This window comes from Streptomyces sp. 3MP-14, assembly GCF_006334905.2.
Classification (GTDB): Bacteria; Actinomycetota; Actinomycetes; order Streptomycetales; family Streptomycetaceae; genus Streptomyces; species Streptomyces triticirhizae.
Genome location: NZ_VDLZ02000020.1, coordinates 100,195 through 125,733, shown reverse-complemented (window position 1 = coordinate 125,733; position 25,539 = coordinate 100,195). Strand labels below are relative to the sequence as shown.

The 25,539-nt window shown below is 75.3% G+C and carries 20 protein-coding genes and 1 riboswitch; of the genes, 4 read left to right on the top strand and 16 right to left on the bottom strand.

Annotation, left to right across the window (positions count from 1 at the left end):
- Positions 1–771: 771 nt before the first annotated feature.
- From scpA to FH609_RS27730, 5 genes are all read right to left on the bottom strand, one after another.
- On the bottom strand, positions 772–2,994 hold the full coding sequence (gene scpA, locus FH609_RS27750; protein ID WP_139673572.1) for a methylmalonyl-CoA mutase: 2,223 nt from the start codon (positions 2,992–2,994) through the stop codon (positions 772–774).
- Positions 2,991–4,853, bottom strand: a complete 1,863-nt coding sequence (locus tag FH609_RS27745; protein WP_139673635.1) for a methylmalonyl-CoA mutase family protein — start codon at positions 4,851–4,853, stop codon at positions 2,991–2,993. Before FH609_RS27745 ends, scpA begins: the two co-directional genes overlap by 4 nt.
- A gap of 93 nt (positions 4,854–4,946) precedes the next feature.
- A complete protein-coding gene (locus FH609_RS27740) occupies positions 4,947–5,720 on the bottom strand; it encodes a nucleoside/nucleotide kinase family protein (protein ID WP_139673569.1) in 774 nt (257 codons plus the stop codon).
- A gap of 33 nt (positions 5,721–5,753) precedes the next feature.
- Positions 5,754–6,788, bottom strand: a complete 1,035-nt coding sequence (gene ligD / locus FH609_RS27735) for a non-homologous end-joining DNA ligase (protein ID WP_139673566.1) — start codon at positions 6,786–6,788, stop codon at positions 5,754–5,756.
- 85 nt (positions 6,789–6,873) lie between these two features.
- Positions 6,874–7,512 (bottom strand): NAD(P)-dependent oxidoreductase, encoded by a 639-nt coding sequence (locus FH609_RS27730; RefSeq protein WP_139673563.1) that lies wholly within the window; start codon positions 7,510–7,512, stop codon positions 6,874–6,876.
- 869 nt (positions 7,513–8,381) lie between these two features.
- Between FH609_RS27730 and FH609_RS27725 the strand changes: the two genes are divergently transcribed.
- The gene (locus FH609_RS27725) at positions 8,382–8,723 is read left to right on the top strand and encodes a hypothetical protein (RefSeq protein WP_139673560.1); all 342 of its coding nucleotides are present in this window, start codon (positions 8,382–8,384) and stop codon (positions 8,721–8,723) included.
- 52 nt (positions 8,724–8,775) lie between these two features.
- Here the strand turns inward: FH609_RS27725 and FH609_RS31965 are convergent, their stop codons facing one another.
- From FH609_RS31965 to FH609_RS27680, 8 genes are all read right to left on the bottom strand, one after another.
- The gene (locus FH609_RS31965; protein WP_226962000.1) at positions 8,776–10,905 is read right to left on the bottom strand and encodes an AAA family ATPase; all 2,130 of its coding nucleotides are present in this window, start codon (positions 10,903–10,905) and stop codon (positions 8,776–8,778) included.
- 270 nt (positions 10,906–11,175) lie between these two features.
- Positions 11,176–11,685 (bottom strand): DUF4430 domain-containing protein, encoded by a 510-nt coding sequence (locus FH609_RS27715; RefSeq protein WP_139673557.1) that lies wholly within the window; start codon positions 11,683–11,685, stop codon positions 11,176–11,178.
- Between the two features lie 119 nt (positions 11,686–11,804).
- The gene (locus FH609_RS27710; protein WP_139673554.1) at positions 11,805–13,298 is read right to left on the bottom strand and encodes a prenyltransferase/squalene oxidase repeat-containing protein; all 1,494 of its coding nucleotides are present in this window, start codon (positions 13,296–13,298) and stop codon (positions 11,805–11,807) included.
- Entirely contained in the window at positions 13,298–14,323 is a 1,026-nt protein-coding gene (locus FH609_RS27705) for an ECF transporter S component (protein WP_319789627.1), read from the bottom strand. Before FH609_RS27705 ends, FH609_RS27710 begins: the two co-directional genes overlap by 1 nt.
- The gene (locus tag FH609_RS27700; protein ID WP_139673551.1) at positions 14,320–15,945 is read right to left on the bottom strand and encodes an ABC transporter ATP-binding protein; all 1,626 of its coding nucleotides are present in this window, start codon (positions 15,943–15,945) and stop codon (positions 14,320–14,322) included. The genes FH609_RS27705 and FH609_RS27700 overlap by 4 nt, the downstream gene beginning before the upstream one ends.
- Positions 15,942–17,081: a CbiQ family ECF transporter T component gene (locus FH609_RS27695; RefSeq protein WP_139673548.1), complete on the bottom strand. Its 1,140-nt coding sequence runs from the start codon at positions 17,079–17,081 to the stop codon at positions 15,942–15,944. The genes FH609_RS27700 and FH609_RS27695 overlap by 4 nt, the downstream gene beginning before the upstream one ends.
- On the bottom strand, positions 17,078–18,289 hold the full coding sequence (locus FH609_RS31960) for a hypothetical protein (protein ID WP_226961999.1): 1,212 nt from the start codon (positions 18,287–18,289) through the stop codon (positions 17,078–17,080). The genes FH609_RS27695 and FH609_RS31960 overlap by 4 nt, the downstream gene beginning before the upstream one ends.
- Positions 18,290–18,454: 165 nt before the next feature.
- Positions 18,455–18,533: riboswitch (cobalamin riboswitch) on the bottom strand.
- Positions 18,534–18,735: 202 nt separating this feature from the next.
- Entirely contained in the window at positions 18,736–19,983 is a 1,248-nt protein-coding gene (locus FH609_RS27680; protein ID WP_139673545.1) for a PQQ-dependent sugar dehydrogenase, read from the bottom strand.
- Between the two features lie 334 nt (positions 19,984–20,317).
- Between FH609_RS27680 and FH609_RS27675 the strand changes: the two genes are divergently transcribed.
- Positions 20,318–21,109, top strand: coding sequence for a GNAT family N-acetyltransferase (locus FH609_RS27675; protein WP_139673542.1), 792 nt, complete (start codon positions 20,318–20,320; stop codon positions 21,107–21,109).
- Here FH609_RS27675 and FH609_RS27670 read toward each other — a convergent pair.
- The 3 genes from FH609_RS27670 to FH609_RS27660 form a co-directional block, all read right to left on the bottom strand.
- Positions 21,088–22,002 carry an alpha/beta hydrolase family protein gene (locus FH609_RS27670; RefSeq protein WP_139673539.1) on the bottom strand — a complete coding sequence of 305 codons (915 nt, stop codon included), beginning with the start codon at positions 22,000–22,002 and terminating at the stop codon, positions 21,088–21,090. The two genes, FH609_RS27675 and FH609_RS27670, sit on opposite strands and share 22 nt — an antisense overlap.
- 42 nt (positions 22,003–22,044) lie before the next feature.
- Positions 22,045–23,145, bottom strand: a complete 1,101-nt coding sequence (locus tag FH609_RS27665) for a phosphotransferase family protein (protein ID WP_193318082.1) — start codon at positions 23,143–23,145, stop codon at positions 22,045–22,047.
- A 164-nt stretch (positions 23,146–23,309) separates the two neighbouring features.
- Positions 23,310–23,855 (bottom strand): CGNR zinc finger domain-containing protein, encoded by a 546-nt coding sequence (locus FH609_RS27660; protein WP_139673537.1) that lies wholly within the window; start codon positions 23,853–23,855, stop codon positions 23,310–23,312.
- Between the two features lie 145 nt (positions 23,856–24,000).
- On the opposite strand from FH609_RS27660, the gene FH609_RS27655 reads away from it, so the two are divergent.
- Both FH609_RS27655 and FH609_RS27650 read left to right on the top strand, forming a co-directional pair.
- The gene (locus FH609_RS27655; RefSeq protein WP_226961998.1) at positions 24,001–24,444 is read left to right on the top strand and encodes a VOC family protein; all 444 of its coding nucleotides are present in this window, start codon (positions 24,001–24,003) and stop codon (positions 24,442–24,444) included.
- Between the two features lie 67 nt (positions 24,445–24,511).
- Positions 24,512–25,402, top strand: coding sequence for a pyridoxamine 5'-phosphate oxidase family protein (locus tag FH609_RS27650; RefSeq protein ID WP_139673534.1), 891 nt, complete (start codon positions 24,512–24,514; stop codon positions 25,400–25,402).
- The last annotated feature ends 137 nt before the right edge of the window (positions 25,403–25,539 follow it).

Genomic DNA, 25,539 nt, shown 5'->3' with positions numbered 1-25,539 from the left:
CGCAGTTCCCGCGCGCCGGGACTCATGCGGCGCGTCGTCGACGCTGCCTGGCCACCGGCCGGGCGGGCGCCCGAAGCCCGGTGCGGCGGGGGCAGGTTCACGGGCACGGCCAACGGTACGGCTGCCATGGGGACGGCGTTCCCGGGCACGGGGACGGTGCGGAGCCGGGAGGTGGTCGGGCGTAGGGGCCCGTGCGGCGGGTCGTCAAAGGGGTTGGGCCACCGGGCCGGGCGGGTTTGAGAACTCCGGGGCGCTGCCGAAGGTTCACGGCCGCGCGGGAGGGCGCGGCTGGCCGTGAGCGGCCCCGGGCCACTCGATCGAGCGGGCGCGAATTCTGGTGCGCCACCCGTGAGTTCGCGGGCGACAGCGAGGAGGATGCCCATGGCACTGGGCACTGGGCCTCCCCGGGACCGGCCCGGACGAGCCCTCGGGCCTGGGGGCCCTCCGCCGTGCGGACGGTAACTCCGTTGCCATGACGGCGAGTTGCGGGCGTAGCAGTGGCGTGGCAGTGGCCCGGCCGGCCCCGAGACTCCCCGGGACTGCCCCGCACGAGCCCTGGGCCCCGGGGCACGCGGGGTGCGGGAACTCCGTTGCCGTATCCGCGAGTTGCCGGCAACGGCAACGGCAACGGCAACGGCCCGGCCGGCCCCAGCTCCGGCGCCCGCCGGCGCCCCGCGCCGGCGGCGCTCCGCAGTCGGCCGCGCCGCGCGCCGCGCGCCCCGCGCCGGCCCCCGGGCCCGGCCGGGCCCTCCCGCCACTATCAGCGCAGCGCTACGCGCTGCGCGTCTCGTGGCCCAGGGTCTCCGCCAGGTGGTCCAGCAGCTTGAGGGCCGCCTCGGGGATGACCGTTCCCGGGGGGAAGACCGCGACCGCGCCCGCCTCGTGGAGGGCGGGCACGTCGTCGGGTGGGATGACCCCGCCGACGACGATGCCGATGTCCTCCCGGCCGGCCGCGTCCAACTCCTCGCGCAGCGCCGGCACCAGCGTCAGGTGCCCCGCGGCCAGCGAGGAGACGCCGACGAGGTGGGTGTCGGCCTCGACGGCCTGCCGGGCGACCTCGGCCGGCGTCTGGAAGAGCGGGCCGACGTCCACATCGAAGCCGAGGTCGGCGAACGCGGTGGCGATGACCTTCTGGCCCCGGTCGTGGCCGTCCTGACCCATCTTGGCGATCAGGATGCGGGGTCGGCGCCCCTCGGCCTCGGCGAAGGCGTCGACGCGGGCGCGGGTGGTCTCGATGGCGGAGGAGGCTCCTGCCTCGTGTCGGTACACGCCGGAGATGGTACGGACGTCGCCGGTGTGCCGCCCGTAGACCTTCTCCAGCGCGTCGGAGATCTCGCCGACGCTGGCGTGGGCGCGGGCGGCACGCACGGCGTGTTCCAGGAGGTTGCCGTCGCCGGCGGCGGCGCGGGTGAGGGCGTCCAACGCGGCACGGCAGGCGTCCTCGTCGCGTTCGGCGCGCAACCTCCGCAGCTTGTCGATCTGTTGGGCGCGCACGGAGGTGTTGTCGACCTTGAGCACGTCGATGGCCCGGTCCTCGGCGACGCGGTACTTGTTGACGCCGATGACGGGCTGGCGCCCGGAGTCGATGCGGGCCTGGGTGCGGGCGGCGGCTTCCTCGACGCGGAGCTTGGGGATGCCGGCGTCGATGGCCCTGGCCATGCCGCCGGCCCGTTCGATCTCCTCCAGGTGGGCCCAGGCGCGCCGGGCGAGGTCGCCGGTGAGGCGTTCGACGTAGGCGGAGCCGCCCCAGGGGTCGATGACCCGGGTGGTGCCGGACTCCTGCTGGAGGAGGATCTGGGTGTTGCGGGCGATGCGCGCGGAGAAGTCGGTGGGCAGCGCGAGGGCCTCGTCGAGGGCGTTGGTGTGCAGCGACTGGGTGTGGCCCTGGGTGGCCGCCATCGCCTCCACACAGGTGCGGGTCACGTTGTTGAACACGTCCTGCGCGGTCAGCGACCAGCCGGAGGTCTGCGAATGGGTGCGCAGCGAGAGGGACTTGGGGTTCTTCGGCTCGAACTGGTTGACCAGCCTGGCCCACAGCAGGCGCGCGGCGCGGAGCTTGGCGACCTCCATGAAGAAGTTCATCCCGATGCCCCAGAAGAACGACAGCCGGGGCGCGAACGCGTCGACGTCCAGGCCGGCGGCCTGGCCGGCGCGCAGGTACTCGACGCCGTCGGCCAGGGTGTACGCCAGCTCCAGGTCGGCCGTCGCGCCGGCCTCCTGGATGTGGTAGCCGGAGATGGAGATCGAGTTGTAGCGGGGCATCTCGCGGGAGGTGAACGCGAAGATGTCGGAGATGATCCGCATGGAGGGGCCCGGCGGGTAGATGTAGGTGTTGCGGACCATGAACTCCTTGAGGATGTCGTTCTGGATCGTGCCGGCCAACTTGGCGGCGGGCACGCCCTGTTCCTCGGCGGCGACGATGTACAGCGCCAGCACCGGCAGCACCGCGCCGTTCATGGTCATCGACACCGACATCCGGTCCAGCGGGATGCCGTCGAAGAGCTGCCGCATGTCGAGGATGGAGTCGATCGCCACGCCCGCCATCCCGACGTCGCCGGTGACCCGGGGGTGGTCGGAGTCGTAGCCACGGTGGGTCGGCAGGTCGAACGCGACGGACAGGCCCTTCTGGCCGGCCGCCAGGTTGCGGCGGTAGAACGCGTTGGACTCCTGCGCGGTGGAGAACCCGGCGTACTGGCGGATCGTCCACGGCTGGTTGACGTACATCGTCGGGTAGGGCCCGCGCAGGAACGGCGCCATGCCCGGGTAGGTGTCCAGGAAGTCGAGACCGGCCAGGTCCTCGGCCGTGTAGAGCGGGGGAACGTCGATGCCCTCCGGGGTGTGCCACACCAGGTCCTGCACCGAGTGCCCGGTCCGTTCCTTGACCGCCGCCGCCCAGCCCTCGGCCCCGTGGTCGGCCCCCGGGGCCTGCGGGGTCTGCGGGGCCGGCGGCTCGGCCCACTCCATCGCGGAGAAGTCCGGGATCACACCACTCATCGCGCCACTCCCATCACATCGAGCGCCCCGTCCAGCGTTGCCACCGCGTCGCCGCCCTTGAAGACGAACTCGTCGACGCCCGGCGGTCGTTGCTCCAGCCGCCCGGCCAGATACACCCGCCGGGCCCCGGCCTCGGCCAGCGCCCGGGCCACGTCGGCGGCGTGTTCGGCGTACCCGTCGTCGGCCCCGCACAGGCAGGCGACCGTCGCCCCGCTGGCCGCGAACGCCCCGGCGGTCGTCGCCGCGTCCACCGGCGTCTCCGGGCGGACCGGCTCGATGCCGCCGGCCTGGAACAGGTTGGCGGCGAACGTGGCCCGCGCGGTGTGCGCGGCGACCGGGCCCAGCGTTGCCAGGAAGACCCTCGGCCGTTGCCCGTGCTCCGCCAACTGGGCGTCGGAACGGGCCCGCAGCGCCTCGTAGGCGTCGTCGCGCCGCACGCGCGGCAGCCCGCCGCCGGGCACCGGCGGGGACGGCTCGCGCACCACCGGCTCCTCGGCCAGCAGCGGGAACTCGCTGACGCCGGTGACGGGTTCGCGCCGGGTCGCCAGGCGGCGCGTCCGCTCCCGCCAGGTCGCGGCGATCCGCTCCTCGACCAGACCCGACCCCAGCGCCGCCGCCATCCCGCCGGCGGCCTCGATCTCGCGGAACCAGCGCCAGCCCGCCGCCGCCAACTCCCCGGTCAGCGACTCCACATACCAGGAGCCGCCCGCCGGGTCGATCACCCGGGCCAGGTGCGACTCCTCCACCAGGATCGTCGAGGTGTTCCGCGCGATGCGCCGCGAGAACCCGTCCGAGAGCCCCAGGCCCTCGTCGAACGGCAGCACCGTCACCGCGTCCGCGCCGCCCACCCCGGCCGCGAACGCCGCCACCGTGGTGCGCAGCATGTTCACCCACGGGTCCCGACGGGTCATCATCACCCGTGAGGTCACGGCGTGTTGGCGCTGCGCGCCCGCCGCGTCCGAGGCGCCGCTGGCCTTCGCCACCCGGCCCCACAGCGCGCGCGCCGCCCGCAGCTTCGCGATGCCGAGGAACTGGTCGGCGTCCACGGCGTAGCGGAACTCCAGCTGCCCCAACGCCTCGTCCACCGACAGGCCGCCGTCGGTCAACGCCCGCAGATACGCCACGCCGGCCGCCAGCGAACAGCCCAACTCCTGCGCCGGCGAGGCGCCCGCCTCGTGGAACGGCAGCCCGTCCACCACCAGCGCCCGCAGCGACCGGTACTCCCGCGCGCAGCGCACCGCCAACTCGACGGCCGGGCCCAGGTCGGCGGGGTTCCCGGTGCGGGCCCGCACGCCCAGCGGGTCGGCGCCCAGCACGCCGAGCGCCGCCTCGGGCGCGACGCCGCGCGCCGCGAGCAGCGCCAGGAACTCCCGCGCCGCTTCCGGGTACTGGGCCCCGGCGTCCAGCACCACGGGTGCCAGGTCCAGCAGCACCCCGTCCAGCGCGGCCGGCAGCTCGGCGACCGGGACGCCGCCGTCGCCGACCGCGATCCACAGCGCGGCGACGCCCAGTTCGAGGTCGGTGCGGAGTGCCTCGTTCAACGGCCCTGGCGCCGGCAGCACATGGCGCTGCCGGATCTCCCAGCCGCCGAGCGCGCCGCCCTCGGGCCGGCCCCCGCGCACGAAGGGCGCGCTGCCCGGGTAGCCGGGCGCCGCTCCCGCGTTCTCCGCCGTGTAGAGGGGAAGGGTGCGCAGCCCGTCCTCCAGCCGGGTGGCAAGCCGCAGCTCGGCCTCCTCGCCCGACAGTTCGCCGGCGCCCGCCTTGCGCAGGACTCCGGCCGCCAGCGCGCGCCACCGTTCACGGTCGCCCTGGGGGAAGTCGGCGGCCAGGGTGAGGCCGTCGTCGGGGGGTACGGTCAACTCCATGGCCTCGCGCTTCCGTGTAGGAGTACGGGGGACAAGTGTCCACCAGCAAAGTTCAGACCAGAGCCCTAAAGAAGCCCCTAAGCGGGCTCACGGGAACGTTTCCGGGGAGGGATAGGGGTGGTCCTCGGCGCCGTTGGGGGGCGCCGGGTCGGGGGGCGCGAGGCCGGGGACCGGCCCGCCGGGGGTCGCCGGGTGGGGGACGGGCCCGCCGGGGGTCGCCGGGTCGTTCTCCGGGGAGCCCGCCAGCACCACCCGGTCGCAGCGGCCCCGGGAGGCCGCCACCAGCAGCGCGTTGGGCCGGTCGTTGCCGTCCACCCAGGCGCGGGCCTCGGCCGGCGAGCGGCCGTGCCGGCGGTGCCTGGCCACAAGGCGGGCGTCCCGCAGCTCCTCCGGCGCGTCCACGTACCAGAGTTGGTCGATCAGGGCGCGGGCCTGACGCCAGCCGGGGGCGTCCAGCGCCAGGTAGTTCCCCTCGGTGACGACCAGCCGCACATCGGCGGCCACCCGGTGCCGCGCCGCCACCGGCTCGTCCAGCGAACGGTCGAAGTCCGGCACATAGACCTCCTCCCGGCCGGCCGCCGCCAGCAGCCTGGCCAGCAGCGCCGCATAGCCCAGTGCGTCGAAGCTGGGCTCCGAGCCCTTGCGGGACCGCAGCCCCAACCGGTCCAGCTGCGCGTTGGAGAGATGGAACCCGTCCAGCGGCACATAGGCCGCCACCCCGCCGAGCGCCTCCACGAGCGAACGGGCCAGCGTCGACTTGCCGGCGCCGGGCGGCCCCGCCAGGCCCAGCACCGCGCGCCCGCGCGCCGGCACCAGCGCCGATGCGGCCGCCGCCAGCTCGGCCGGTGAGGTGGACTCCATGGCCCTCAGCGTAAGTTAACGACGGTTCGCATGTCAGCGGGGTCGGGAGGGCAACCGGGCGTGGGCTGGGTCACGGTCGGGGCGCAGCCCGCGCCACGAGGGCTGGCGCAGCCGCCCCTCCCGGGTCCAGGCGCGGAACGCCACCTCCCCGACGAGCGTGGGCGCCACCCAGTGCGCCAGCCGGGCCCGGGGCCCCGGCACCCCGTCGACGAACGGGCTGTGGTCCCGGGAGAGCCCCGCCAGCCGAACGTCCAGGTCGGCCAGCACCGCCTCGCTGAACCCGCTGCCCACATGGCCGACATAGCGCAGCCGGCCGTCCTCGTCGTGCGCGCCGACCAGCAGCGAGCCCACCGTCCCGTCCCGCCGTCCGGCGCCCGCCTGCCAGCCGCCGACCACCACCTCGACCGTGCGCACCAGCGGCGTCTTCACCCAGCGCGGCGAGCGGCGGCCCGGCTGGTAGGGGGAGTCGAGCCGCTTGGCGACCAGCCCCTCCAGGCCGTGCCGCTCCGCCACCCGCAGCAGCCGCTCCGGGTCGGCGTCGGCGCCGAGCTGGGCCGGCGGCACCGCGATCCGCCCGGCGGGGTCGGCCGGCAGCGCCTCCAGCGCGGTGCGCCGCCGCCGGTACGGGTGGTCCAACAGCCGCTCGTCGTCCAGCAGCAGCAGGTCGAACGCGAAGAACACCACCGGGATCTCGGCGAGCAGCGCCCGCCCGGGGTGCCGCCGCTGGTGGCGGCGTTGCAGCCGGCCGAAGTCCGGGCCGCCGTCCGGGCCCAGCGCCACGATCTCCCCGTCCAGCACCGCCGAGCGGCCGGCCAGCGGGCCCTCGCCCGCCTGGGCCAGCTCGGGGTAGGTAGGGGTGAGGTCGTTGCCGTTGCGGCTGGTCAGCCGGGTGGTGCCGTCGGCGGCCACCCGCAGACAGCAGCGGTAGCCGTCCCACTTCCACTCGTAGGCCCACGCCGCGCCGGTCGGCGGGCGGCCGTCCACCGCCAGCATCGGCGCCACCGCGTCCGGCACCGCCGCTCCGGGACCGTCTCCGCCGGCCGCTCCGTCGGCCGTTGCCCTCGCCATGCCCCCAGTAGACGCCCGCCGGGACCGTCCGGCGGCGCTGGCCGGGGCGCCCGGCGCGTCAAACGCGCCCGGCGCGCCCGGCGGGTCAGGCGCTGACGCCGACCGCCCGGCCGACGGTGTCCTCGCGTTCGACCAGGTCGAGCAGGGCGCGGGCCACGTCGGCCCTGGCCACGCTGTTGCTCGGCGGGCCGCCGTCCACGACCAGCCGGTAGGAGCCCCGGCCCGGCGCGTCGGTCAGCCGGGGCGGGCGCACGGCCGTCCACGCCAACCCGCTGTCGCGCAGCGCCCGTTCCATGCCCTCCAGGTCGCGGTAGGCGTCGCCGAAGACCCGCCACAGCAGGCCGTTGAACACCGTCCTGGTCAGCCACGGCTGGTCGACGCCGGTGCTGTTGAGCGGCGCGGCGCTGACGGCCAGCAGCCGCCGCGCGCCCGCGGTGCGCATGGCCGCCACCAGCGCCTCGGCCGAGCCGGTGGCCACCCGCAGCGGGGCCTTGCGGCTGGCCGCGCCCATCGCGGAGAGCACGGCGTCGGCGCCCTCGACGGCCGGCGTCAGCTCCGCCGCGCTCAGCGCGTCGGCGGTCACCACGGTGAGCGCCGCGTGCTCGCGCACCGCCAGCCGCGCCGGGTCGCGCACCACGGCCGTGACCCGGTGGCCCGCCGCGAGCCCCTGGCGCACCACCTCGCCCCCGACCCCACCGGTTGCCCCGAGCACCGTGATCCGCACGGAACGCTCCCGTCCGTCGACGTCATCCCCCGGAGTATGCCCCGCCGGGCGGGCGGCGCGGCGTGCGGCCCCCGCCGACGCCTACGGCGCGGGCGGCCCCCGCCGACGCCTACGGCGCGGCGTGCGGGGTGTCAACGACGTTTCCCCGCGCGCGTGTTGTCGGGACGAGGCCGCCGCCGGCTGGCGAGCGTGGCGAGTAGGGCCGCCCCGCCGGCGAGCAGGGTGAGGCGGAGACAGTCGACTGCCCACTCCTCGGTCGTGGTGTGGCGCACCTCGACCCGCGGGCCGCCGGTCCAGGTGCACACGGTGCGCACGGGGAGGAGGCGCGACTCCAGATCGGGCTCCACCTCGGGAGGGGTGTGTTGGGGAGGGTCCTGGGAGCGCAGCTGCGCTCGGCAGAGTTCCTCGCGGAACTCCTCTCCGAGGAGGGAGAGCTCCCAGGAGCCGCCCGGTAAGAAGATGATCAGCGTCGCGGCTCCGAGGACACAGGTGCAGCCGATCAGCAGCCGGCGGAGCCGACGGAGCGGGGCGGCGGCTGCCGGACGCCTCAACGAATCGCCCCGCGCGGGGACATGGCGCACACGGTGTTCCCCGGAGCCCGCCCGTCGCCGCCGCGCCGGTGTGTCCCGACCCTGCCCATGTGGCCCCCCGGCTTTCGGTCGTGTCGTTACGGAGAACCATGCCCGATGGCGCCTGCGGCAGGCGACTACGGTCCACGCGGCAGCGCCCGCGCGGCAGCGCCTGCGCGCTCACGCGGACGGCGCAGTCCGGGGCGCGGGGCGTGGCCGGCGGGGGCAGGGTGGGGTGAGGCGGCCCTCGGCCGGCCGCCGGCCGAGCCTCGCAACGCGCCGGAGCACCCCGGAGGAGCCATGTCGCGACCCGCCGCATCCGTCCCCGCCGAGGGCGGCCCGCTGCCGGCCGTCTGCGGGCACACGCATCTGTTCCGGGGCGCCAGGGTCCGCGTGCAGGGGGTGGCCGACCCGGCGGGCTTCGCCGCGCGGCCGAGGCCGCTGGAGCTGGAGCTGGTCTTCTCCGACGGGGTGGTGCTGACCGTCGAGCTGCTGGTCGCCGAGGACCGGGGCGCCGTGCTCTCGGTGCCGGCCTACACCACGGAGGCAGGCGCCGGGCTGCCGCAACGGACGTGGCCCGTGCGGGAGTTCACGGTGCGGGACGCGGACGTCGAACTGCTGTTGGACGCCCGGCTGGACTGAGCGGGCGCGTCCGTCGCTGCCCGTCGAGTTGGGGGTCGCGACCCGTCTCCCGTCAACCGCCCTTCTCCGATGAAGAGTTGAGATCCCTGACGACCCGCGAGAAGCCGCCCGTGAGCCAGGTCTCCAGCGCGGGAAGGGTCTCCTCCTCCAGGACGATCATCGCCACTCTCTCGGGGAGTCGCTCCATGGCCCGCAGGACGTCGGCGAAGGGGGACTCCCGAAGGGCCGTCGCGATGCGGTCCGCCCGCGTCTCGTTGCCCTCCTGATGCCTGCGGTACCAGCTCTGGAGGTTGGACTCGGTGCTGATGAACGCGTTTCTGCGGCCCCGCACGAGATCGGGCCGATTGAGCTTGAAGACTTCGATCGTCGTCTCCCCTTTAGGAGTCCGGGGCTCGTACACGCCGGCCGCCAGCAGAAGGGTCAGGTGCTCTGCGGGGTCCTCTCTGGACGGGTCGACCAGCAGACACAGCCCGTCGGCGTCGCAGGGGTAGGCATCACGCTTCTCGTTGCTGTTGCAGTGCGAGCAGGCCAGCAGGTGGTTGACCCATTCGAAGGCTCGCAGGGGCGCGTTCGCGATCGGTTGGAAGTGATCGATGTCCGTTCCGAGGCTGTCCTCGCAGTACATGCATCGCCGAACCCCGCGCGCCATCTGTCCCAGGAGCGCTCGGACGTCCCGCTTCGCGGCCTCGGCGTTCCTCCACTCCTCGCGCGCCACTGCTGCCGTGCCGCCTCGCTCGAGGATTCTCGCGCCGCGCCTCTCCAGTAAGCGTCGGGTGGGTTCGGGAACGGAGACACGCTGGACGGGGATCACTCCTCTCCGCCCAACCGACGCGGACACCTCGGCCACCCTCGTTTCCAACGAACTGGTCAACAGCGTGCTCAGCTGCTGGTATTCGGCGATCTCCCACTCGGTGGCGGCTCCTGAGTAGACCTTCCGTTCCAGTGCGACCAACCGCTGCCGCTTCTGCTCGGCCCGGTCGGAGTACGGCGTCTCCAGCCCGAAAAGCTCTGAGAGGGCAGCGTCATCCGCGCTGCCGTAGACGATCCGCTGATACAGGTCCTCGTCCACCACCCTCGGTGGCTCGTGCTCCTCGATTCCAGGGAGCCGGACCAGGCCACCCGGGTCGGCCGCCTGGCAGATGTACGGGCTGTGGCTGGAGACGATGAACTGGATGCGGGGGAAGTGCGCTCGCAGCCAGGCGCCGATGCGCCGCTGCCAGGAGACGTGAAGGTGCGCGTCCACCTCGTCGATCAACACCACACCGGGCGCGGTGACGGCGATGCCATCCCCCTCGGACTCGTCGGGCTGCTCGGTCTCCAGCTGCCCGTAGGCGAGATGGATCTGGCGGACGATGTCCAGCACCAGGGCGGCGACCGTGCGATAGCCGTCGCTCATCTCCCGTAGCAGGTACGTCGTCTCCGCCGGGGAACCGCCCCGCTCCTCCTTGGCCACCCACAGCCCCTCGGAGTCGACGCGCTGAACCTGGTAGCCATCGGGCAACAGGCCGTCCGCCAGTATCCTGACGACCTTCTCCAGCAACTCCGCCGCTCCCGGGCGGTTCTCCAGCCGCCTCAGGTGCAGGTCGACCAGCCAGGGCACGCCTTCGGCCAGCGAGGCCTCCTCGTGAAAGAGTGTCGCCATCCGACCCGGGCCCGGTGCCAACATCAGCCGCTGCGCGTCGCCGGACCCGCCCACCAGGCGGCGGAAGGGCCCGTAGCCCGCGCACAGCCACCCCCGGGGGTTCTCGGCCCACGGTCCTCTGAGACCCCAGTGGCTCGTGGTCTCCCCCCGGTGACCGAACGTCTTCAGGGAGGGACGGAGGCCGTCCGGCTCACTTCCACGCGCGCCAGGTCGGAGCCACTCCAGGCCCAACACCATGCTGTTCTCTTCGGGTAGCCGTCCGCTGCCGCCGAACGCGTCCCGCTCGTCCCGGACCACCCGCGTCTCGACGCTGCCGGAGGAGGCCCGGGTGGACACCCAGTCGCCGAAGTCGGCCACGAGGTTCCGAGCCACAGTGGGGCCGCCCAGCGACAGCGCCAGCGCCTGGAGAAGGGACGACTTCCCCGAGCCGTTTCGTCCCGCGACAACCGTCCAGCCGCCCCGCGCCGGCAGTTCCAGGTCCACCGTGCGCGCCCCGGTGAAGCCCTTGATGTCATGGACTCGGACCCTTGAGACATACACCGTCTCCGTCGCCCCTTCCGGTCGGTCTGCGTTGCCGGGAACCTTCGGCGCTCCCGGGAACAGCCTTTCACGCGTTCCGACACGGCGGTGCGAGCGCACGTCGGGGCGTGGACCGGACTCCTGTCGCGGACACCGAGAGCAGCGATGGTCCCCGGCGCCGCGCCCGTGCGGCATGTCCCACCGCGCCCGATGGTGCGCGCCGCGTTGACGCGCCGGTGCCCGGTGAGCCACGTGGCTCACCGGGCACCGGTCGTTCGTCGTGACGGGACGTCAGCCGATCGGGGTCCAGGCGAAGTCGACCTGGTCGCCGGCGTCCAGCTGGAACTGGCAGCCGCCGACCGGGGTCGCCGTGCCGTTCACGGAGATCAGCCAGAAGTCGTCGGCGGTCTGGCTCTGGCCGTCGATGGTGGTCACCAGGTAGTCGTCGAAGGACGGGTACCAGACGCCGTCCCAGGCGAAGCCGTGCTCGGCGGCGGCGTCGTCGAGGGCCCCCGTCGGGGTGGCGCCGGGGGAGGGGTTGGCGCCGTTGTTGGTTCCGTCGCACAGCTGGGCGCCGCCGGTGGCCGGGTTGACGACATGCCCGTCGGTGCTGACGTCGCCGTCGAAGAGCACCCCGTCGGGGCCGGTCACGGTGAGGGAGACGGTGATCGGCGCGGCGGCCGACACGTTCCCCTCGGCCTGGGCCGCCGGCGCGGCGGCCAGCAGGGCGAGGCCGAGCGCGGCGGTGGTGGCGAGCACGCGTCTGTGCGCGGTGGTGGAGCGGAACGGGAGCCGGGACATGGCGAATCTCCTTAGGGACGTGCGGGATTGAGCTGAGAAGTTGACATCGGGCGTTGTGCCGGGATGTCGCTCCGGGCCGGGCCGCCCGGGGGCCGTGGCGCCCCGGGCGGCCCCGGTGGTCAGGAGGCGGAGCGGTGGCGCCGGTGGCGGGCCAGCGCCCACAGGCCGGCGCCGGCTGCCAGCAGCGCGGCGGCCCAACCGACCAGCGGCAGCGTCGAGTTGCCGGTGCTGGCCAGGTTGCCGTCGCGGTCGCCGCCGCCGCTGGCGAGCCCGTCGGAGCCGCCGGAGTCCCCGAAGGTGCTGCCGCCGTCCGAGAGGTCACCCGAAGTGCTCGCCGGCCCCGGCTCGTTGGGGTCGTCGTCGCCGGGCGGCTCGGTGCCGTCGGCGTCGCCGCTCGCGCCGCCGTCCGCGCCCGAGTCGGCGCCCGCGTCCGAACTTCCGCCGTCGTCACCGCCGTTGGCGCCCTCGCTGGTGCCGCCGTCCGCGCCGGAGTCCGAACTCCCGCCGTCGGCGCCATCGCTGGTGCCCTGGGTGCCGCCGCTGCCGTCGTCCGGGTAGCACTCGATCACGCCGGGCGAGGGGTCCGCGCCGGCGCCGTCGATCTCGCCGAGCGGCACCTCGGCCAGCGCCGGGATCACCTGGGCGGTGGCGCGCAGCGCCATCCCGTCGATGGTCGGGTCCATGTAGCCGACGCCGCCCCGGTCCCCGGCGGGGGCGGCGCAGCCGGCCTGGAGGCCGCGCAGCCACGCCAGGCCGTCCTCGGCTGCCTCGGCGCGCCCGCCGGCGAGCAGCGCCTGGACGGCCAGCGCCGTTGAGTTGGAGTTGGGCGCGCTGGTCGCGTTGTAGCCGAAGCCGCCGCCGTCCTGCTGCTGGCTCTCCAGCCAGTCGAGCGCCGGCTCGGCGTCGGCGGCCCGGCCGGCGTCCACCAGGGCCTGCACGGCCATGCCGGTGGAGTCGGTGTCCGCGTTGCAACGGTCGGGGCGGCGGCTGAGGGAGAGCGGGAAGCCGCCGCTGTCGCAGCGGGTCGACGCGAGGAACTCCACGGCCTGGTCCGGGAGTTCGCCGCTGCGGCGCAGCGCGAGGACGGCGAGGGACTGGCTGAACTGGTTGGACATGTCGCCGGTCGGCGCCGCGTCGGTGAAGCGGCCGTCCTCGTTCATCCGCTCCAGCAGCATCCCGGTCAGGTCGAGCCCGCCGAAGTCGCCCGGGTCGCGGTGCTGGATCGAGGCGACCAGCGCCAGTTTCGCGGTGCCGCCGGCGTTGACCGCCTCGGGGCCGCCGCGCCGGGCGTAGGCGGTGGCGTTAGCCTCCAGCCAGTCGGTGGCCTGCTCGGCGGCCTCGCCGGCCGTGCCGGTGGCGGCGAAGCCCATCACCAGGTCGGCGGTCAGCCCGTGGTCCTCGGAGGCGTGCGTGCCGTCGGTCAGCTGCGCGACGGACCAGGTGACGGCGGCCTCCGCCGGGGATTCCAGCTCCGGCGGCGCGTCCGCGACGGCGGCGCCCGGCACCGTCAGCAGCGAGCCGGCCAGCGCGGCCCCGGTGGCGAGCGCCGCGGCGCGGCGCCACGGTCTGCGGCGCCGGCCCGGGGCGTCCTGGTCAACGGCGGTGGGAATCATCAGTGTTCACGTTCCTTCTCAAGGGAGCGGGACAGGGGGACGAGGCCGGGGGCCGGCCGGGGAACGGCCGGCCCGGGGCCGGGATCGGTGGTCGGCTCGCCGGCCGGCCCGGTGGTCGGCTCGGTGGCCGGTTCGGCGATCGGCTCGGTGGTGGCTTCGGCCGTCGCGGCGACGGGCGGGGCCGGCCGTGGCCGGGCGGGCGGGGTGAACGTGACGGGCGCGTCGAACGCGGCCCGCCGCGCGGCGCGGCGCAGCGTCACCAGCACGGCCGGGCCCAGCACGCAGATCGCGACCGCGTTGGTCACCGCCCGGCCGGTGTCCCAGCCGAAGCTGGAGGTGGCCAGCGTGTAGAGGGCGAAGGTGCGCAGATTGGCCAGCGGCCCGGCCTCGGGGTCCATCGCCAGCTGGGTGCCGTCGTCCACGGCGAACGGCCAGAACCACAGGTTCATGAAGAAGCCGAAGGCATAGGCGCTGACCACCCCGTAGCCGGCGAGCAGCGCGATCTCCGCGCGGCCCGTCACCCGGCGCGGCAGCAGCCCGGCGCCCAGCCCGACCCAGCCGGCCGCCATCATCTGGAACGGCAGCCAGGGGCCGACGCCGGCCGTCAGCAGTGCGGAGGCGAAGAGCGAGACGTTGCCCAGCGCGAAGCCGAAGCCCGGGCCGAAGACCCGGCCGGCCAGCACCAGCAGGAAGAACACCGTCTCGATGCCGGCCGTGCCCGCGCCCAGCGGCCGCAGCGCCGCGTTGACGGCCGCCAACACCCCCAGCAGCGCAAGGGACTTGGGGTCGATGCCGCCCTCGGAGACCTCGGCCAGCACCACGGCCAGGATCACCGGCAGCAGCAGCACGAACAGCAGCTGCGCCTGGTCGGCGTGCGCCACCTCCTGCGGCTGCGGCGGCAGCAGCAGCGGCCAGCAGAACATCGCCAGGCCGATCACGCTGGCCAGCGCCAGCACGACGGCGGCGCGTGGGCCGACCCGCAACGCGGTCGCGCGTTGCGGCAGTTGAACGTCCGGGCCCGTCACGTCGCCACCTCCCTCGTCGCCAACGCGGTACGCACCTGATCCACCGTCAGCCAGGGTTCGGGCCGCAGCACCTTGGCGACCTGCGGGGCGAACGCGGGCGAGGCACACACCACGTCGGCGGTGGGGCCGTCCGCCACCAGGTCGCCGTCGGCCAGCACCACCACCCGGTCGGCGGTGCTGGCCACGAACTCCACGTCGTGCGTGGCGACCAGCACCGAGCCGCCGTCGTCGGCCAGTTGGCGCACCAGGGCCCCGAAGGCGCGCTTGGCGTCGTAGTCCAGGCCCCTGGTCGGCTCGTCCAGCAGCAACACCTCGGGCGTGGCCGTGAGTTGGATGGCGAGCACCAGGGCGAGCCGCTGGCCCTCGGACAGGTCGCGCGGGTGGGCGGCTTCGGGTATGCCGGGGGCCATCCGGTCCAACAGGCCACGGCAGCGGCCCGGTTCGGCCGCCGACTCGGCGTCGGCCTGGGCGCACTCGGCCGCCACGGTCTGGAGGTAGAGCAGGTCGGCGGCGTTCTGCGGGACCAGCCCGACCAGCCGCCTGGCCTCCTCCGGGCCCAGCGCCCCCGGGTCGGCCTCGCCGACCCGCACCCTCCCGGCGCGGCGCGGGCCCGAGCCCTGGAGCGCCCACAGCAGCGAGGACTTGCCCGAGCCGTTCCGCCCCATCAGCGCGGTCACCTCGCCGGCCCGCAGCGTCAGGTCCACCTCGCGCACCGCGACCTTCCGGCCGTAGGCGACGCTGACCCGCTCGGCGCGCAGCGCGACGGGCCGTGCCGGCGTGGCCTGGGCCGGTCCGGCCGGCGGCCCCTGCCCGGCCAGCCGGCGGCGCAGCGTCGGGGCGTGGCGGCGGGCGTCCCGCACCGAGAGCGGCAGCGGGTGCCAGCCGGCGACCCGCCCCAACTCCACGACGGGCGGCGCCACTTCCATCTCGGGCAGCAGCTCCTGCGGTGGCCCCTCGCGCACCGTGCCGTCGCCCGGCAGATACAGCAGCCGGTCCGCGTACTGGAGCACCCGCTCCATGCGGTGCTCGGCGATCAGCACCGTGGTGCCCAGGTCGTGCACCAGCCGCAGCACGGCGGCCAGCACCTCCTCGGCGGCCGTCGGGTCCAGCGCCGACGTCGGCTCGTCCAACACCAGCACCTGCGGCAGTGTCGTGAACACCGAGCCGATCGCGACCCGTTGCTGCTGCCCCCCGGAGAGGGTGCGCAGCGCCCGGTGCCGCAGTTCGGCGATGCCCAGCAGGTCAAGCGTCTCCTCGACCCGCTTCCGCATCACCTCGGGCGGCACCGCCAACTGCTCCATGGCGTAGGCGAGTTCCTCCTCCACCGTGTCGGTGACAAAGCCGGCCAACGGGTCCTGCCCGACCACGCCGACCAGCGCGGCGAACTCCTGTGGTGGGCGGTCGGCGGTGGACTGTCCCGCCACGCTGACCCGGCCGGCCAGCCGGCCGCCGGTGAACCGGGGCACCAGCCCGTTGACCGCGCCCAGCAGCGTGGACTTGCCCACCCCGGTGCGGCCGGCAACCAGACACAACTCGCCCTCGGGCAGGTGCAGTTCGACATCCCGCAGGGCGGGCGCGGCCGCGTCGGGATAGTGGAAGGAGACCGCCTCGAAGTCGATCACCCGGTCACCTCCGACGGCGGCGGGGGCGGGGTGAGATAGCCGGGCAGCAGGCCGAGCAGGATCGCGGCCAGCGGCAGCGCCGACACCTCGGGCCAACTCAGCGGCGTCAACGACGGATAGACATCCGTCGGGTCCACGCGGCTGGCCAGGTGCATCACCAGCGCGGCGGCCAACCCGGCCCCCACGGTGAGGAGTTCGGCGGCCCGCCACCGGTCGGGCCGGTAGCCGGTGCGCCGCACCCGCCGCCCGCCCGCCGCCAGGCCCGCCACCGCGACGGCCAACCCGCCCAGCAGCAGCGGCAGTCCGAGGGCCGTCGGCGCCGAGCCGTCCAACAGCCCGTACAGCCCGGCGCACACCCCCAGCAGCCCGCCGACCACCAGGGTGCCGACCAGCGCCCGTTGCCCGCCGGTCACCGCGCCCGTGCGGCCGTAGCCGCGCGAGGCCATCGCCGCCGCCAACGCCAGCGAGCGGCTGAGCGCGTCCTCCAGCACCGGGATCAGAATCCCGCGCACCGCGCGCCGCCCCTTGCCGACGCCGCCCCGCAGCCGCCGCGCCCGGCGCACCCGCCCGACGCTCTCCACCAGTTGGGGCGCCACGCTCAGCGCCACCACCACCGAGGTGCCGATCTCGTGCAGCGCGCCCGGCAGGGTCTTCAGCAGCCGCTTCGGGTTGGCCAGCGCGTTGGCCGCGCCCACACAGATCACCATGGCCGCCAGCCGCAGCCCGTCATACGCCCCACCGAGCACCTCCTCGGCGGCCACCGGGCCCAACAGCCGGATGCCGGCGGCGGCTTCGGGCAGCGGGATCTCCGGCAGGCGCAGCAGCACCGTCTCGCCGCCCCCGCCGCCGAAGACGATCCGGAAGAGCACCCGCAGCACCACGATCACCGCGCCGAACAGCAGATACATCCGAAACGACAGCGCCCAGGGCGCGTCGCCCCTTCGCCGGGCCACCACCAGGCCGGCGACCGCGATCAGGCAGGCCAGCAGCAGCGGGTTGGTGGTGCGGCTGGCGACCACCGCCAGGCACAGCGCCCACAGCCACCAGGCGCCGGGGTGCAGCGCCCGGGGCAGCGGGCCGCGCCCGGCGCCGCGCGACCGCAGCGCGGGCGGGCCGGCGAGCCCGGCGCCGGTCACCGGTCATCGGCCGGTCGCTCGTCGTCCGGCGCGTCCGCTGCGTCCGGTGCGTCCGGTGCGTCGTCCGACGTGTCGGGCACGACCCCGGCCGTGGCGTGGCGGCGCCGCTGCCAGGCGGTGAAACCGCCGGCGCCGAGCAGCGCGACCAGCAGGCCGAGCGCGGCGAGGGCGCCGGCGGACGGGCCGCCCGAGGCGTCCCGCGCGGCGGCCTCCTCCTCGAACTCCTCGTCGGTGCCGCTCCATTCGGCGGCCTCGGTGGGCTGCGGCGCCGCCTCGGCGTCGGGCTCGTCGGTGGCCTCATCGCTCGGCTCCTCCGACGGCTCCTCGCTCGCCTCCGGGTCCTCCCGGCCGTCCCCGCCGTCCGCGTCGCCCTCGGTGGCGCCGCCGTCGCCCTCGGGCCCGCCGTCCGCGCCGCCGGCGTTCTCCTCGCCCGGCGCGCCGCCCACGTCCCCGCCGCCGCCCGAGGCAGCGCCGCCGGAGCCCGAACCGCCGCTCGTGCCACCGGAGTTGCCGCTACCGCCGGAGGCAGCGCCGCCGCCGGATGCCGAACTCCCGTCCGTGCCACCGGAGTCGGAGCCACCGCCCGAACCCGAGCCGCCGCCCGAGCCCGAACCCCCGCCGGAGCCACCGCCGTTGGCGGGTCGCTGGGCGGCGATGCCGGGCGGCGGGGCCGAGCCCTCGTCCCGGTCGAGCGAGAACGACCAGCCGTCGAAGCTGCCCTCGGGCGGGGTGCGGTAGGTCGCGCCGCGCTGGCTGTACGTCCAGTCCTGGCCGTTGCCCGCGTGCCAGTACGACCAGTAGGCCGTGGCCGGCGGGGTGTCCACGCACGGCTCGCTGTCCGCGCCCGGGCGGCCGTTGATCCGGCAGATGAACGAGTCGCCCCAGCGGTTGGTGCCGGTCACCTCGAAGCCCGCGTTGCGCAGCGCGGCCAGCCCGTCCTCCTGCGGGCCGTGCGCACAGCGCACCACCCGGCCCCCGCCCAACTCGCGGAAGTCGACGACCACGGTCACCCCCGTGGCGTCCGGGCAGAAGCCGGGGGAGCCGGCGGCCGGGCGCGCGAGCCCCGGCAGGGCGGGCGCGGCGGCCCGGCCGGCGGCCGGTTGGGCGGCGGGCGTCGTGGCCGTGGCCGGCGAGGCCGGCGCCAACAGGGCGGTCAGCAGCGCCAGCAGCGCACCGAGCGCGGCGGCGCCGACCGAACGGCGTGCCATCGAAGGACCTGACCTTTCCCAGGCCCGAGGCGCGAGGCCCCCGCCGATGGCCGGGCACGAAAAACCCCGACGCACGCGCGTTGCGAGCGGCGGGGGCCGGCCAGCCAGGGCTGTGGGCTCCACGCTGCGAACCATGACAGTGAGAAGCGAAACCACGCGCGGGCCGGGCGATCCGACTCACGGCGCTCCACGGGAACGCCGCTCACGGTTGCAGGTCAGTGCCGGACTCTCACCGGACTTCCCCCGGGCCACACGCGCTCAGTTGTCCATCCGTCGTTGACGGAATCTCCTCAAGAGTAGGGAAAAAGCGATCGTCTGACCAGCCGGCGCAGACATGTTCGATGCGGGGCCCGGCGGCGGAACGGCCCGGCGCGCGCCGTCGCGGGCGCGCGCCGGGCCGGGTGCGGGCCGCCGGGATCAGCGCGTCACGCGCCGCCGGCCTCGGCTCAGGCCCCGGTTCCCGCCTCGGCGAACGTCACCCGGTGCAGCTGCCCGGGCAGGTCGTTCACCACATACAGCTCGCCGGCGCTCGACTCGCCGAACGCCGTCACCTGGGTCGGGAACTCCCCGATCACCGCGTCCTCGTAGCCGCCCGCGCCGTCCGCGCGCAGCGCCCAGGCGCTGTTGGAGCAGTAGTCGGTGGCCACATAGGTGCCCTCGGCCAGCTCCGCGAACTCGGCGCCCCGGTAGACATGGCCGCCGATCACCGCGCACCCCTCCGAGGAGGTGGAGTAGGTGAAGACCGGCTCGGTGAACTCGGCGCCGTCCCGGCACTGGCCCGGGTCGAACTCGTCGGTGCCCTCCCGGCAGGCCCAGCCGAAGTTGGCGCCGCCGCCGTCCGCCGCCAGGTGGTTGACCTCCTCCCACGCGCCCTGCCCGACGTCGCCGATCCACAGCGAGCCGTCGGCCGCGTCGAACGAGAACCGCCACGGGTTGCGCAGGCCGAAGGCCCAGATCTCCTCGCGGGCCTCGGGGTCGCCGACGAACGGGTTGTCCTCGGGCACGCAGTAGGCGAGTTCACCGCAGGACTGGCTCACGTCCAGGCGCAGGATGGTGCCCAACAGGGTGTCCGTGCGCTGGCCGTTGCCGTCCGGGTCGCCGGCGCCGCCGCCGTCGCCCAGGCCCCAGTACAGAAAGCCGTCGGGGCCGAACGCCAACTGGCCGCCGTTGTGGTTGGTTTCGGGGTGCTCCTGGGTGAGCAGCACCTCCAGGCTGTCGTCCGCGAGGCCGTAACGGGCCAGCGTCACATCGCCGTTGGGCAGCGAGGTGTAGGCCAGGTACAGCTCCTGGCTGTCGGCGAAGTCGGGCGCGACCTCCAGGCCGAGCAGCCCGCGTTCGTTGCCGGAGCCGTTGACCACGTCGGTCAGGTCGACCAGCGGCTCGTCGACCAGTCCCGTCTCCGGCGCGTACTCCCGGATCGTGCCGGCCTTCTCCGTGATGAACAGCCGGTCGGTGCCGTCGTCGGGCGCCGCGATGGCGGTGGGTCGGGTCAGGCCCTGGGCGACCTGCTCGGTGGCGAGGGTCAGGTTCTCCAGCGGAACGGCGGCCGGCTCGGCTGGCTCCTCGGCCGCGCCGGCCGTCCAGGCCAGCGCGCCCAGCGGGGCGACGGCCACCGCGAGGGCGGCGGCCACCAGCCGGCCGCGCCGGCGGCGGGGGTGCGGCGGGGGCGTGGGGGTGTCGTGATGTCGTCGCATGGCGCAACTCCAGGAATGTGGGGGCTTCCTTGTGGCGTGGGCGTCGCACGGCGCCCGGGGTGCCTGCGGGAGGCGTGGGGGTCCCGGGGCGCCGGGCACGACGGGTGGGACGCTACCGGCCGCCGTTGGTCCGCACCAGGGGGCGAACGCGTCAGCCAACGTGTCGACCAACGCGGTGACCAACGCGGCGACGGGGGACCGGAGTTGGGGCGCCGGGCGCGGTCCGGTGCCCCTGCCGGCTCGGGCCGTTGTCCCCGTCGGCGCAGGCCGTTGTCCTGGCGACACGCGGGGAAAAGGAGTTGGCCGCGCCGGGGCGTCGGGTTGGGATGGCCCGATGGACACCACGCACATCGACCAGCTCCGCGCGCGCTACGACCGCGTGCTACGACGCGAGGCCGCCCCCGACGAGCCCGGCGCCCGGGTGGAACGGACGGGCCCGGTCGTGCGGCAGACCAGCGCGCGCGGCGGCTGGAGCGGGGTGCTCTGGTCGGGCTTCGCCTCGGCCCGGGAGGCCGACGCCGCCATCGCCGAACAGCTGCGCCACTACGGCGTGTTGGGGCTGCCCTTCGAGTGGAAGCAGTACGCCCACGACCGCCCGGACGACCTCGGGCAACGGCTGACCGCCGCCGGCTTCCGCGCCGAGGAGCCGGAGACCGTGCTGGTGGCCGAGGTGGCGGCGCTGGAGCGGCGGCCCGTCTGGCCCGACGGCGTCACCGTGCGCCGGGTGACCGAACCCGCCGGGCTGGACCCCGTCATCGAGGTGCACCGCCGGGTCTTCGGCGGCGACCAGGAGCCGCTGCGCCGCCGCCTGCTCGCCCAGCTGGCCGAAGCCCCGGACCGGGTACGGGTGTTGCTGGTGCTCGCCGGCGAACTACCCGTCAGCGCCGCCCGGTTGGAGCTGAGCCCGGACGGCGACTTCGCCGGAATCTGGGGCGGCGGCACCCTGCCCGAGTGGCGGGGCAGGGGCATCTACCGCGCCCTGGTGGCCCACCGCGCGGCGCTCGCCGCCGAGGCCGGCGCCCGCTGGCTGCACGTCGACGCGCTCCCGCCCAGCCGCCCCATCCTGGAACGGCTCGGCTTCCTACCGCTCGCCGTCACCACCCCCTACCTCAGCCCCGCGCCCTGACCCGGCCGCCCGTCGGCCGCCGCCGGGCTGCCCAGCCGCGCCGCGAAGAACGCGACCGCGTCGGCGGCGGCCCGTGGCGCGGCCGTCGGGTCGGCGGGCGCCTCGGCGAAGAAGTCGTCATGCCGCACCGCCGGGCCCAACGACCGGCCCCGCGTGGTCGGCATGTGCTCGACATAGGGCCGCACCGACACCTCGTAGGGCGTGACCGCGTCGGCCCCGCCCCATCTGACCTCCACCGGCACCGTGACCGACCGCAGGCTCTCGGGGGAGAGCAACGCGCCCATGGCCGGCGCGACCTGGAAGACCGCGCGAACCCTGCGGTCGGTCAGGTCGGCGTCGCAGCCGGTCAGCAGGGCGGCCAGATCCTCGCCGTGGCCCCTGGCGCGCAGGGCCGCCAGCAGATCCGGGAACTCGGGCAGCGGCGGCAGCGGTATCCCGCCGCTCACCACCCGGGCCAGCGCCGCCCGGCGGAGCCGCGCGCCGACCAGCGCGGCCGCCGTGTAGCCGCCGAGCGAGAAGCCCGCCGCCCCGACCGGGCCCAGGGGCCGCTCGGCGGCGAGCACGTCCAGCGCGAACGTGACGTCCCTGGCGCGCTCCCAGACCTGGAGGAACGCCTCCGGCTCATAGCCGTCGACGTGGTTGTTCCCATGGTGGTCCAGCGCGACCACCTCGAACCCCGCGGCGGCCAACGGCCCGGTCAGCCACCGCATCGCGTCGGCCGAACCGCCGGTGCCGTGCGAGACCACGACCAGCGGCGGCGACGGAACGCCGCCGCCCCGGGCCCGCCACCGGTGAACGCGCACCGGGCGCGGCCGGCCGGGCGCGGTCAGGTCGTCGCGGGAGGTGTCCCGCAACAGGACGATCTCGGGGCCGTCGGCGGCCATGTCCGTCATGTGGCCATTCTAGAACGCGAGTTCGCTTCCGCCTCGTAGGTCTCAGCGCACGTCGCGCAACCACCCGCACCAGGTGGGGAGATGGTCGAGGGCGGCGGCCAACTCGTCGAGATAGGCGAGGGTGTGGCCGTGCGCGGCGGCGCGTTCCGGCGCGGTGACCGGCCGGTGCCCCAGGGCGCGCCAGAGGAGGAACGCCGCGCCGCCCAGGCGCATGTCCAGCAGGCCGCCGAACGTGGCCGGCTCCGGCGGGAGTTCGTCGCCCCCGGCCGCCCGGTAGGCGGCCACGACCTCGGTGAAGCCCACCCGCGACCGGCCGTCGGGGGTCCGGGAGAAGTCCAGCGCCGCCCGGGCCGTCTCCCAGCGCGCCAGCTCCTGCCCCGCGCCCTCCCAGTCGAGCAGCACCGGGGTGCGCGCGGTCACCAGCACATTGTCAGGCTTGACGTCGCGGTGGGTGAACACCCGTGGCGCGTCCGTGAGGTGGTCGGTGCCGGCGTCGAGCAGGCGGTGCGCCTCGGCCACCGTCGGCAGATGGGCCGCCACGGCCCGCAGAAAGTCCGGGTCGGTCTCCTTCGGCGCCGACTCCAGCCAGTCCCGCCACTCCTCGACCGGCTGCGGCGGGTGGACGTTGGCGCCGCCCGCCGGGGGCGCGACCGGCAGCGTGTGCAGGGCGGCCAGGGTGGAGCCGACCCAGCGCCGAACGGTCCCTGGCACGGCGGTCGCGTCGAGCCGTTCGCCGTCGCACCACTCCCAGACCAGGAAGCTGACCGGCTCCCCGTCCACCGGCAGGTCAACGAACGGGTCTGGGGCGGCGGTTGCCGGGAGGACCGGGCGGGGCATCGGCACCCCGGCGGCCAGGGCGGCCCGCTCGACGGCGACCGCCAGCCGGTGATCGCGCAGCCACCACTCCTCGCGGGAGCGGTTGAGCCACTTGACCGCCCACGCCCCGCGCTCGGTGCGCAGCCGGAACAGCCGGTGCGAGAGCCCGCCGGCGACCGGTCGCCACTCGTCGACGCGGTCGCCGAGGCCGAACGCCCCGGCGACCAGGGCGGCGACGGACACGGGCGTGCGTTCGGACGCGGGCGTGCGTTCGGGCGCGGGCGTGCGTTCGGGCGCGGGCTTGGGCGCGGGGGGAACGGTGGACATGCCCGCACGCTACCGGCCCGCTTTGTCCGCTGACGACCGGGATTCCGGGCCGGGGCCCCGGGCGGCCCGTTCCCGGTGAGCGCCGCCCTTACAAGGCGGATGTCGCCGGTTCGCCCGGGACCGGCCTCCGGTCCGAACTGATCCGCCCGGCACTGGCCTCCGGGTCAGCGCCGGGCGCGCGCGTAGTGGCGGGCGGCCTTGGCGCGGTTGCCGCAGACGGCCATGGAGCACCAGCGCCGGCGGCGGTTCTGCGAGGCGTCGAAGAAGTGCAGCAGGCATCCCTCGTTGGCGCAGGCCCTGACGCGGCCGGGGTCGATCGACAGCAGCCGCAGATAGTCGTCCGCCGCCAGCCAGGCGGGCAGCCAGGCGGGGGAGTCCGGCTCGGCCTCCTCGGTCGGCCCCTCGGCGGTGAGGCCGCGCCGCAACCGGCCCCTGTCCAGCACGGCGTTGACGCGGGCGAGGGCCTCCCGGCTGGGGTTGGCGGGGTCGCGCACGGCCTCGGCCAGCGCTTCGCGGGCCTGGAGCACGGCGTCGAGGGTGGCCTCGTCGGCGGCGCAGCGCTCGTCGAGACCGTTCGAACGAAGCCAGACGGCGAGCCCCGCGACGTCCGTGAGCAGGTCCTCGGTGATGGCGGTCAGCCGCCAGCGGGTGTTCAACAGGTCGAGCGAGAGCGGCTCACCGACCAGGGGGCGGGGGTCCTCTGCTGCCATGGCGCCCCACCTTAGCGCCCCGCCCACCCTAACCGGTATGGCGTGTGCCAACGGTTGACCGGCCGCGTATCTAACCGTTAAGCTCCCGATGTAACGGTTAGAACATGAACCCCCGGCGGTGGTCGGGGAGTTGGAGGAGAACGCGGTGTCGCTGCGTACCGGGCATGTCGGACTGAACGTGACGGATCTCGATCGTTCGCTGCCCTTCTATACCGAGGTGTTCCAGCTGGATGTGGCCCAGAAGGGCCAGGACGGCGACCGGCGTTGGGCGTTCCTGACCCACGACGGCGCGCTGCTGATCACGCTCTGGCAGCAGAGCGCCCAGGGCTTCGCCACGGACCGGTCGGGGCTGCACCACCTGTCGTTCCAGGCCGCGTCGATCGAGGAGGTCAGGGAACGGGAGGCCGTCCTGCGCGGGCTGGGTGTCGAGTTCGCCTACGACGGCGTGGTGCCGCACGGGGAGGGCGCCGCCTCCGGCGGGATCTTCTTCCACGACCCCGACGGCATCCGGCTGGAGATCTTCGCCGCCACCGGAGCCGAAGCGGCGCCCGCCCCCGACGCCGCCGCGCCCACCTGCGGCTTCTTCTAGTCCCACCCGCTAGTCCCACCCGCGCACCAGGCCACCTGATCAGGAACGTTCACGAAGGGGTCGCATCATGACCGCCGGCTACCACCCGGGAGAACGCGCCGTGCAGCGGCGGGCCAACGCCGTTGACCGCGCCGACCACGCCTGGCGCGCCATCCGTGACCGGGTGCCCCGGGTGGCGGCCGACTTCCTTGCCGAGCGCCGGATGCTGGTGCTCGGGGCCCGGGACGCCGAAGGGCGGATCTGGGCCTCCCAACTGACCGGCCCGGCGGGCTTTGTGACGGCGGTCGACGAGACGACCGTGGCCGTGCGCGCCCACCCCGCGCCGGACGACCCGCTGGCCGACGCGCTCGACGGCCCGGGGCCCGTTCCCCTCGGCACGCTCGCCATCGAACCGGCCACCCGCCGCCGAATGCGGCTCAACGGCCTGGCCACGCCCACCGGGGCGGGCCTGCTGCTGCGGGTGGAGCAGGTGTACGCCAACTGCCCGCGCCATATCGCGCGCCGCGCGGTGACCCACGAACTGCCGCCCGCGCGCCGGCGCCCGGAGCCCATCCGCACGCCGGCGCTCACGCCCACGCAACGGGAGTTGATCGCGGCGGCCGACACGTTCTTCGTGGCCAGCGCCGACCGCGACGGCCCGGTGGACGCCTCGCACCGGGGCGGCAGCCCCGGCTTCCTCCGGGTGCTCGCCCCCGACCGGCTCTGCTGGCCCGACTACCGGGGCAACGCGATGTACATGACCCTGGGCAACCTGGAACGCCACCCCGCCGCCGGCCTCCTCGTCCCCGACTGGTCCGGCGGCACGCTGCTCCACCTGGTCGGCCACGCGGAGGTCGACTGGTCGCCGGAACGCGCCGCCGTGTTCGCCGACGCGGAACGCGTCATCGACTTCCACGTCGAAGCGGTGCTGGAACGCCCGGCCGCAAGCGACCTCCGCTGGTCCCCGACGACGGGCTGAACGCGCTGCGCGCGGGCACCGGGCGGTGGTTGGGCCGCCCGCCCCCGCTCCGGCCGCGCGCCGCACGGCACGACAGCGCCCCGCGTCGGACCGCGTCCGGCTCCCGCCCGGTCGCCCCCCGCAGCGGAGCCCGCCCC